General features: G+C 71.9%; 8 protein-coding genes. 2 read left to right on the plus strand and 6 right to left on the minus strand.

Translation table 11 applies throughout. From position 1 onward, the window contains the following. A partial coding sequence (locus tag DKL51_RS05835; RefSeq protein WP_148097733.1) for a DMT family transporter occupies positions 1 to 931 on the minus strand: 931 nt, incomplete at its 3' end. A gap of 167 nt (positions 932 to 1,098) precedes the next feature. Between DKL51_RS05835 and DKL51_RS05840 the strand changes: the two genes are divergently transcribed. Beyond that, positions 1,099 to 2,769 carry a DUF885 domain-containing protein gene (locus DKL51_RS05840; protein WP_109964607.1) on the plus strand — a complete coding sequence of 557 codons (1,671 nt, stop codon included), beginning with the start codon at positions 1,099 to 1,101 and terminating at the stop codon, positions 2,767 to 2,769. 63 nt (positions 2,770 to 2,832) lie between these two features. Here the strand turns inward: DKL51_RS05840 and DKL51_RS05845 are convergent, their stop codons facing one another. The 3 genes from DKL51_RS05845 to pgfA all read right to left on the minus strand — a co-directional run bounded on the left by DKL51_RS05845 (position 2,833) and on the right by pgfA (position 6,481). Continuing rightward, a complete protein-coding gene (locus DKL51_RS05845; protein WP_124811815.1) occupies positions 2,833 to 4,236 on the minus strand; it encodes a DUF6114 domain-containing protein in 1,404 nt (467 codons plus the stop codon). An 80-nt stretch (positions 4,237 to 4,316) separates the two neighbouring features. Continuing rightward, positions 4,317 to 4,925: a DUF6230 family protein gene (locus tag DKL51_RS05850; protein WP_124811816.1), complete on the minus strand. Its 609-nt coding sequence runs from the start codon at positions 4,923 to 4,925 to the stop codon at positions 4,317 to 4,319. Positions 4,926 to 5,344: 419 nt separating this feature from the next. Continuing rightward, positions 5,345 to 6,481: a cell envelope lipid trafficking protein PgfA gene (gene pgfA / locus DKL51_RS05855; RefSeq protein WP_109946508.1), complete on the minus strand. Its 1,137-nt coding sequence runs from the start codon at positions 6,479 to 6,481 to the stop codon at positions 5,345 to 5,347. Between the two features lie 111 nt (positions 6,482 to 6,592). Here pgfA and DKL51_RS05860 point away from each other — a divergent pair, with 111 nt between their 5' ends. After that, complete coding sequence (locus DKL51_RS05860; protein WP_109946507.1) at positions 6,593 to 7,789, plus strand: acyltransferase family protein; 1,197 nt, start codon at positions 6,593 to 6,595, stop codon at positions 7,787 to 7,789. Here DKL51_RS05860 and DKL51_RS05865 read toward each other — a convergent pair. Next, positions 7,717 to 8,862: a hypothetical protein gene (locus tag DKL51_RS05865; RefSeq protein WP_221623133.1), complete on the minus strand. Its 1,146-nt coding sequence runs from the start codon at positions 8,860 to 8,862 to the stop codon at positions 7,717 to 7,719. The two genes, DKL51_RS05860 and DKL51_RS05865, sit on opposite strands and share 73 nt — an antisense overlap. Beyond that, positions 8,748 to 8,999: a hypothetical protein gene (locus DKL51_RS37420; protein WP_438819650.1), complete on the minus strand. Its 252-nt coding sequence runs from the start codon at positions 8,997 to 8,999 to the stop codon at positions 8,748 to 8,750. The genes DKL51_RS05865 and DKL51_RS37420 overlap by 115 nt, the downstream gene beginning before the upstream one ends. Between the last annotated feature and the right edge of the window lie 37 nt (positions 9,000 to 9,036).

Consider the following 9,036-nt stretch of genomic DNA (forward strand, 5'->3'; position numbering starts at 1 on the left):
CCGCCGTCCTCGGCCGGCGCCGGGCCAGGACGCCCTGCGCGACCGCGACGCCGAGGAGCACGATCAGCGCGCCGACCGGCTGGTGCCAGTTCATCCGCTCCCCGAGCACGACCGCACCGACCAGCACCGCGAAGACCGGGATCAGGTACGTCACCGTCGACGCCGTGCTCGCCCCGGCCAGCCGGATGTTCCGGAGGTTGATCACGAAGGCCAGCCCGGTGCCGAGCGCGCCGAGCGCCAGCACGCTGGCGACCACCCGGAGGGAGAGGCCGGTCGGCGCCGGCGGCGCCCCGGCCACCAGCGGCGCGACCACGGCGAGCTGGGCCGTAGCCACCAGCAGTTGGGCGGCCGACAGGGAGAGACCGGAGTGCGAGCTGCCGGCGATGAACTTCTTCTGGTACGGGATGGCCACGCCGTAGCAGGCGGCCGCCCCGAGGCACATGAGCTGGCCGGTGAAGTGCGACCCGCCGACGCCCTCCCAGACGCCGAGCACGACCAGCACGCCGGCGAAGCCCAGCGCCAGCCCGACCGCCCGCCGCACGGTCAACCGCTCGGTGCGGAACACCAGCACCGCCAGGGGCAGCACGATCAGGGGGGTGGTGGCGTTCCAGATGCCGGCGAGCATCGACTCGACCCGCTGCTCGCCGAAGCCGAAGAGGGTGAACGGGAGGGACACGCCGAACGCGGCGACCACCACCAGGTGCGCCCAGACCCGCGGCTCGCGGGGCAGCCGGTCGCGCAGCACGGCCAGCACCACCAGCAGGGTCAGCGCCCCGGTGGCGACCCGGTAGAGAGTGAGGTGCACCGGGTGCAGCTCGGTCACCCCCACCTTGATGAACAGGAAGCTGGAACCCCAGATCACGCCGAGTGCCAGGAAGCCGGGCAGCCAGCTCTTCAGCGCCGCCCGGTCAGGAGTGATGTCCGCCGTCACCCCTGACACTCTGCCGTAGGGGTACGACGAAGTCCCGCGAAAATCGGACGTGGTGTCGACCGCCACAGGCGGGCCGCCGCCGATCCTTCCCCGGCTGGCCCGATCACCGTCCTGAACACGGTAAACACGGTCGACATCGGGGTGCCCCGGTCACGTAGGGTCGCACCGTGGGACGAATCGATGACCTCGCGAACCGGTACGTGGCCGACTGGGCCCCGCTGAGCCCGACCGGCGCCACCTACGTCGGCATCGCCGGCTACGACGACCAACTCGACGACCTGTCTCCCCAGGGGTACGCGGCCCGCGCCGAGCTGACCCGGCGCACCCTGGCCGAGCTCGACGTGACCGAGCCGGACTCGGAGGCGGAGCGGACCGCCAAGGAGGCCATGCAGGAGCGCCTCGGCCTGGAGCTCGCCCGGCACGAGGCCGGCGAGACGACCAGCGAGGTCAACGTGATCGCCAGCGGGCTGCACGAGATCCGCATGGTGTTCGACCTGATGCCGACCGCGAGCGACGACGCGAAGGCCAACATCGCCGCCCGGCTCAACCGGTTCGCCGGTGCGCTCGAGGGCTACAAGACGACGCTGCGCGAGGCGGCCGCCGCCGGGCAGGTCAGCTCCCGGGTGCAGTTGACCGAGGTCGCCAAGCAGTGCGACATCTGGACGGACCCGCAGGGCGACAACTTCTTCCACGGGCTCGTCGAGCGGCTCGGCGCGGACGGTGTGCTCGGCGCGGAGCTGCGCCGGGGTGCCGCCGCCGCCACCGCCGCCACTGCCGAGTTCGGCCAGTTCCTCCGTACCGAGCTGGCCCCGCAGGGGCGGGAGAAGCAGGCCGCCGGCCGGGAGCGGTACGAGCTGGCCTCGCAGTACTTCCTCGGCGCGAAGGTCGACCTCGACGAGACGTACGCCTGGGGTTTCGCGGAGCTGGCCCGGCTGGAGGGTGAGATGCGGGCGGTGGCCGCCCGGATCGCCGGCCCGGGCGCGACCGTCGACGAGGCGGTGGCGAAGCTGGACGCCGACCCGGCCCGCACCATCAAGGGCAAGGAGGCGTTCCGGGACTGGATGCAGGCGCTCGCCGACAAGGCGATCAGCGAGCTGCACGGCACCCACTTCGACATCCCGGAGCAGGTCCGCCGCATCGAGTGCTGCCTCGCCCCGACCAGCGACGGCGCGATCTACTACACCGGGCCGAGCGAGGACTTCTCCCGCCCGGGCCGGATGTGGTGGGCGGTCCCGCAGGGCATCACCGACTTCTCCACCTGGCGCGAGGTGACCACCGTCTACCACGAGGGCGTACCGGGCCACCACCTCCAGGTGGCCCAGACCGCGGTCCGCGCCGAGCTGCTCAACCGCTGGCAGCGGCTGCTCTGCTGGGTCTCCGGGCACGGCGAGGGCTGGGCGCTCTACTCGGAGCGGCTGATGGACGACCTGGGTTACCTGGAGGACCCGGGCGACAAGCTGGGCATGCTCGACGGGCAGGCGTTCCGGGCGGCCCGGGTGATCGTCGACATCGGCATGCACCTGGAGCTGGAGATCCCGAAGGACAACCCGTTCGGCTTCCACCCCGGCGAGCGCTGGACGCCGGAGCTGGGCTGGGAGTTCATGCGGGCGCACTGCCGGGTGCCGGACGAGAACCTGCGCTTCGAGCTGAACCGCTACCTGGGCTGGCCGGGGCAGGCGCCCTCGTACAAGGTGGGCGAGCGGATCTGGCTCCAGGCCCGGGAGGAGGCGAAGGCCCGCAAGGGCGCCGACTTCGACCTGAAGGAGTTCCACCGCCAGGCGCTCGACCTGGGCTCGCTCGGGCTGGACCCGCTGCGCCGGGCGCTGGCCCGGCTCTGAGCCGACGACGGCCGGGATCCGGGGGCGGTGGTCCCCGGCTCCCGGCCGTCCGCGTGTCCGGGTTCAGGCCAGGTCGAGCATGAGCGTCGGCTTGCCGGTGAGCGTGTCGCTGTCGACGTACGCCAGGTCGATCACCGGGTCGGTGAAGGTAATCGGGATCGGCGAGGTGATCGGGATGCCGTCCGGGAACGGCAGATCCGGGGTCAGCGTGATCTTGAGGCCGAGGAGCCGGCCGACGAAACGGGTGGCGTAGAACGCGACGTCGCCCTTGACGGTCAACTGGTCGGTCACGTACCGGGCGGTCTTGTTCCCCGGGCCGTCGGCTTGGAGGACGAAGTCGTCGGTCACGGCCTTCTTCATGCTGAACTTGAGCGCCCGCAGGCTGCCGGTGGCGGTGGGCAGCTCGACGATCCCGTCGAACCGCAGTCCGGTCATGGTGACTTTCGAGCCGGTGAGCTTCGACGGCTGTGCCGCCACCCGCGGTTGCCCCGGCTCGGCGGCGATCCGCGGCAGCGGGCGACCGGCCGCCACCTCGCCCGATCTGCTGGGCGCGGGCTTCGGCGCGGGACAGGGGCCGGACGCCGTCCGGGGGGTGGCGGTGGGCCTACCGCTCGGCGTCGGCGAGCCGCTGGGCGGGGCATCGGGGCTGGCGGTCGGGGTCGCCGACGGTGTGGCGGACGGGTCGCCGCCCGCGCCGGTGAGCAGGTCACCGATGCCGTGCAGGATGTCGGTGAGGAGGTTGCCGTCGGACGGTGTCGGGCTCGGGCTGGCCGACGGCGAGGCCGAGGCGCTCGCGTGGGGCGTGGCGGACGGGCTGGCCGAGGGGCTCGCCGACGCGGTCGACGGGCAGCGGGGAGCGGCCCGTACCGGGGACGGGTTCGCCACGGCGAGCAGCCCTCCGGTGGAGAGGCTGAGCGCCACCAGGGCCACGCCGAGGAACCGGGGATCGTGGGACCGGGGCGCCCCGGGTACGGCCTCGGGGCCGCCGTCGCGCTGCTGGGGCACCGTGGCCGCGGCGTCCGCCGGGACGGGCTCGTCGTCCACCGGCTCGGTTGCGGCCTCGCTCGTCGACGGCGGGGCGGCCGGCGCCCAGGCGAAGCCGAGGGAACTGCCCACCATGCCGAGCAGCAGCCCGATGAAGAAGCCGCCGAGGTTGACCCCGATCAGCGAGAAGACCGTGGTGACCGCCGCGACGACCGAGTAGAACAGCCGCTGCTGGGGGCTGAACCAGAGCAGCATCCCGCAGGTCACCAGGATGACCGGAACGAGCCAGGCGAGGAATCCCTGCGGTCCGCTGGAGAACGTCAGGCCGTTGAGGCTCATCTTGGTGGTGCCGAGGATCTCCACGCCGGCGAGCGCGGTGAACAGACCGCCCCAGAACGGTCGGGTCCGCCGCCAGCGGCGAAAGCCGCGCCAGGCTCGCCCGATGCCAGCGGACCGGGCCTGTTGCGGGTTGGCGCTTGTCACGTACTCCTCCTGCCGGAGCCGAGCGAAGAAGGACAGGGACGGGGCCCGCGGAGGTTGCGCTCCGCAGGCCCCGGGTCAGCTCAGAAGCACTCCTTGCCCTTGGCGTCGTCGCCCACGTTGACCTTGAGCTTCAGCCCGGTCAGGTTGAAGGTGGCGGCCGTGGTGTAGCGGGACACCTGCTCCAGGTTGGTGATGGTGACGTGCTCGGCGTTCTGGCCGAACGACCCGGTCCGGGCCGAGGGGTTCAGGTCGCTCGCGTCCCGACCGATCTTGATGTTGGTGAACTCCGCGTTGCCCGCCAGCGAGTCCATGGCGATGAGCATGTCCTTCGCGGTGGCCGGCTTGTCGCCGTCGCCGGCGTTGATGGTGAGCACCACCGGCATGCCGGGCAGGTCGGCCCGGACCGACTGGCACAGGTTGTACAGCTCGGCCCGGCTGATCTCGGAGACCGCGACCGGGTGGACGGTGCCGTTCTTCTCGTTGACGATGCCGCCGTACTGCTTGAAGCCGTCACCTTCCAGGCGGCTGGCGCCGACCTTGAAGGTCTGACCCGACACGGTGATGTTCGACGCGATGGCACCGCTCGACATGCCGAACAGGATGGCGCCGGCCGCCGCGGTCGCGGGCACCATCATCGCGGCGAAGCGCCGCCACCGGGTACGTCCCCGGTTGTCGATCCGTTCCTGCACGGATTCCTCCTCGGTGGGGGTGGTGCTTCGGGGTGGGCCGGATCCGAACGGGCGTAGCCGCGTGCCGTGCCACGCCTCCTGTTACCGGCGAGTAACGAACGTGACGATGATGGTGCACGGGTGCGGCGTAGGTCACAAGGGGATGCCGGTCGGTCGATGTCCCGCCGCACTGTCCACCGAGCGCCTTCGTTACTGTCCGTACCGACGCGGCCGACCACTTCCGCAGGGCGAAGCGTCCAAACCGGAGCTGATCCCGCCGTCGGATCAACGGAGAGTAGCGAAACCATCGACGGGTTACGATTGAGTAACGGGCGCGGAGTGTGACGCTACGGGTACCGGAGCGGTAACAGCGAGGGGCGGACCGGAGAACCGGTCCGCCCCTCGCTCCGCCACGTCGGCGGAGGTGTCCCTGTCGCGGGTCAGTGCTCCCGCTCGACCTCGGTGTCGGCGGTACGCGCGGGCGCCCCCGCCGGCACCTCCTCCTGCTCCGGCGCCGGCGACTGCGCCGGCACGCCGTAAGCGTCGGTGTCGTCGACGTCGTCCGCCCGGTGCCGGGCGGCGGCCGAGCGACGGCCGGCGAAGAACAGCCACAGACCGGCGATCAACAACAGCACGCCGAGCACGGCCAGGGCGAGCGGCAGCGTACGACCGATCAGCGTGAGCTGGTCGCGGGTCTTCTTGGCCGAATCGACGCTGTTGCTGATGGTCTCGTCGTTGTAGACGAAGTCCGCGTTCAGCAGGACGGTCGCCGCACCCTGGTCCGGCACGAGCAGCTTCTTCTGCTGCTCCCGCACCTTGACGAAGTTGCCACTGACCGGCTCCACCCAGATCGTGCGGGTGTTGGTGTACATGACCTTGCCGCTGGTCGCGTCGGGCGCGAACGTGCCGAGCAGGAAGCCGACCTTGTCGGCGGCCGGGCTGACGTCGGTCTGGGGGATCACCTGCTCGAACCGGTACGCCTCGACGCCCTTGATCTGCTCGGTGCCCTTGAAGCTGATCGGCAACGCCTTGCGCAGGTCCCGGTCGAAGTACTGGTAGGTCTTCTTCTCGGTGTGGAACGGGAACTTGTAGATCTGCCCGGCGAAGGTGACGTCGTCCGGACCCTCCGGGCCGTCGGCCTGGAGGAACTGCTTGTCCCACTTCACCGCGGCGGCGGTCTTCCGGTCGATGGCGAACTCGGCCGAGTACTGGCTGATCACCTCGCCCTTCTCGGTCCACTTGACCGTGCCGTAGCCGTCCCAGACGACCGCCTCGCCCTTGAGGTCGCCGGTCATCTCCTTGTCGGTCGTCTCGGCCTGCGGCGCCACCTCGGTGGCCGCGTCCAGGGTGCCGGTCCGGATCGCCGTGTCGTCCTTCTTGATCTGCAGGAACGTCGCGTTCTCGGCGACGGCGTGGCTCGCCTTCAGGCAGCCCTCCGGCTTGCCGTCGGCGTTGCACAACTGCAGGTCGTACGGCAGTTTCGTCACCGTCGGCGCCACGTAGTACGCCACTCCGGCGGCGACCACGAGGCACAAGACGCCTATGCCGAACAGCAGGGCGCCCAAGCGAGCCTTCACTGATCCTCCCCAACAAAGACAGTCAGCCGGTGTCCGGCGAGCGGTTCGATCCCTAAACTTGGCCGCACGTTACTCCCCGGTTACATATCAACGCGACCCTCTGGACGGCTGATGTCTGCTCCAATTCCGCAACAGGTGATGCGCCGGCTGCCCGCGCTCGACGCCGTACGCGTCATCGGCGCGTTGGCCGTGGTCGGTCACCACGTGGGATTCGCGACCGGCCGGAACACCGGTGACAGCGCCGTCGGCGCCTGGCTGTCCCGGCTCGACGTGGGCGTCGCGATCTTCTTCGTGCTCTCCGGCTTCCTGCTCTTCCGGCCGTACGCGCAGGCCCTCGCGACCTATCGGCCCCGCCCGCGGACCGGCCGCTACCTGTGGCGGCGCGCCACCCGGATCCTGCCCGCCTACTGGGTGACCGTCGTGGTGTGCCTGCTCGTGCTGCCGCAGAACCGGCCGGCGTCGACCGGCGACTGGCTGCGGCACGCCACGCTGACCCAGATCTACCAGCACGGGCAGCTCCGCCACGGGCTCAGCCAGACCTGGAGCCTCGCCACCGAGGTGGCGTTCTACCTGCTCCTGCCGGTGCTCGCCAAGGTGCTGCTGGGCCGCCGGTGGCGGCCCGGTCGGGCGCTCATCGTCGCGGTCGCGGGGCTGCTGGTCACCGGGGGTTGGCTCGTCCTGATGGAGTTGGGCCTGCTCAACATGGGCCTGCACACCATGTGGCTGCCCTCGTACGCCGGCTGGTTCGGTGCCGGGATGGCGCTGGCCACCGTGCACGTGTCGCTGCGCACCGAGGGCAACAGCCGCTGGCGCTGGCTGGACGACCTGGGCGCCGCCCCGCTCGCCTGCTGGGCGGTGGCGCTCGCCGCGCTGGCCGTCGCCACCACCCCGGTCGTCGGCCCCCGCGACCTGGCCGAGCCGACCGCCGCCCAGTTCGGCCTCAAGCTGGTCCTCTACGCGGTGGTCGCGGTGATGGTGGTGCTGCCGATGGCCTTCGGTCCGGAGACCCGCACCAAGGCCATCCTCGGCAGCGGGCCCGGCCGGTGGCTCGGCCGGATGTCGTACGGCCTCTTCCTCTGGCACCCGTTCGTGCTCGAGGCCATCTACGTGCTCACCGGCCGGCCCGAGTTCACCGGCGACCCGCTGGACACCTTCCTCCTCACCGCGCTGGGCGGGTTGTTCCTCGCCACCATCAGCTACTACGCCATCGAGCGGCCGTTCCAGCAGTGGGGCGCTCAGTGGCCGCGCCGGCGGCGCAGCACCAGCGAGAGCCAGAGCATCGTCGCGGTGGCCACCGCGGCCAACTGAGGCGCCACCGCGGTGTGCCCGCCGATGGTGAGGGCGTACCAGCCGGCCACGGCGAAGGTGGCGACCGGCAGCCAGCGGAGCAGCGCCTGGTAGAGGAGGCGCGCCCGACGCCGGTCCGGCGGGTGCAGGTGCGGTTCGAGCCCTCTCGCCAGCAGCAGCAGCACCGCCCAGAGCACCGCCACCCCCACCGCCGCCGGGCCGCCGACCAGCAGCAGGGCCGCCCCGCCGAACAGGCCGACCAGCACTCGTCGACCCCGCCGGGCCCGCGCGACGACCGGCACCCGGCCGGGCGTACGCCGGCTCGGCAGCGTCGCCACCACCGCCACCCCGGCCAGCAGCAGTACCCCCGCGCTCAGCGCCAGCACGTACCCGTTGTCCGGGGCGAACCGCAGCACCACCTCACCGGCCAGTCCGGCGGGCACCAGCCAGCCCTGCTGCCAGCCGTCCACCACGAACGGGGTGAGCGTCCGACCCGCCGCGGTGGCCACCCACCCGGCGTTCGCGTTCTCCCGCATGGCGAGCACCCGTTGGTTCGGGTACGCGTCCAGGTGCAGCCGCCGCTCGGTGGCCGACCAGCCGTCGACGCGTACCGGGGTCTGGATGGCAGCACCGCTTCCGGCGGCCGAGCCGCCGCTGCGGTCCGGCTGCACGGCACCCGGGGTCAGCACGAGCTGGGTCGGCGCGGCCAGTCGGCTCGCCACCGCCACCACCCGGACCTCGCCCCCGGCCAGCGCCAGCGGTGCCTTGGCTTCGGCACCGCAGAGCTGGGCGTCGACCTCGCGCAGCTCCACCAGTTCCCGGCGGCTGGCGACCAGCGCGGTCCGCCGCCGGACGCCGCCGACCTCCACGGTGGGTCCGCTGCCGCAGGGCAGGGTCACCCGCTGATCGGGCGGGTTGCGCAGCACCGGTGGGTCGGACAGCACGGTCAGCTCGCCGATCCCGACCGGGAGGTTCTGGGTCAGCCGCCGGTACGGGTCGTACGAGCGGGCCGGGACGATGTCGGAGATGAGCACGGTGATCTCGTTGCTGCGCAGCGGCCGGTCGAAGACGAGGGTGCCGCCCTCGTCCAGCACCCCGCCGCGGCGGTCGGCGGCAGGGTCATCCGCAGGCCGGTGATCGTGCGGGCCTTGGGCCAGGTCAGTCGCACCCACGGCTGCCGGTCGGAGTCGGCGGCGTACCAGGTGGTGGCCGGGTCGCCGTCGGCCACCACCTGGTACGCCGCCGACTCCGACCGGCAGCCGTGGGTG

This window comes from Micromonospora globispora, assembly GCF_003857015.1.
Taxonomy (GTDB): domain Bacteria; phylum Actinomycetota; class Actinomycetes; order Mycobacteriales; family Micromonosporaceae; genus Micromonospora; species Micromonospora globispora.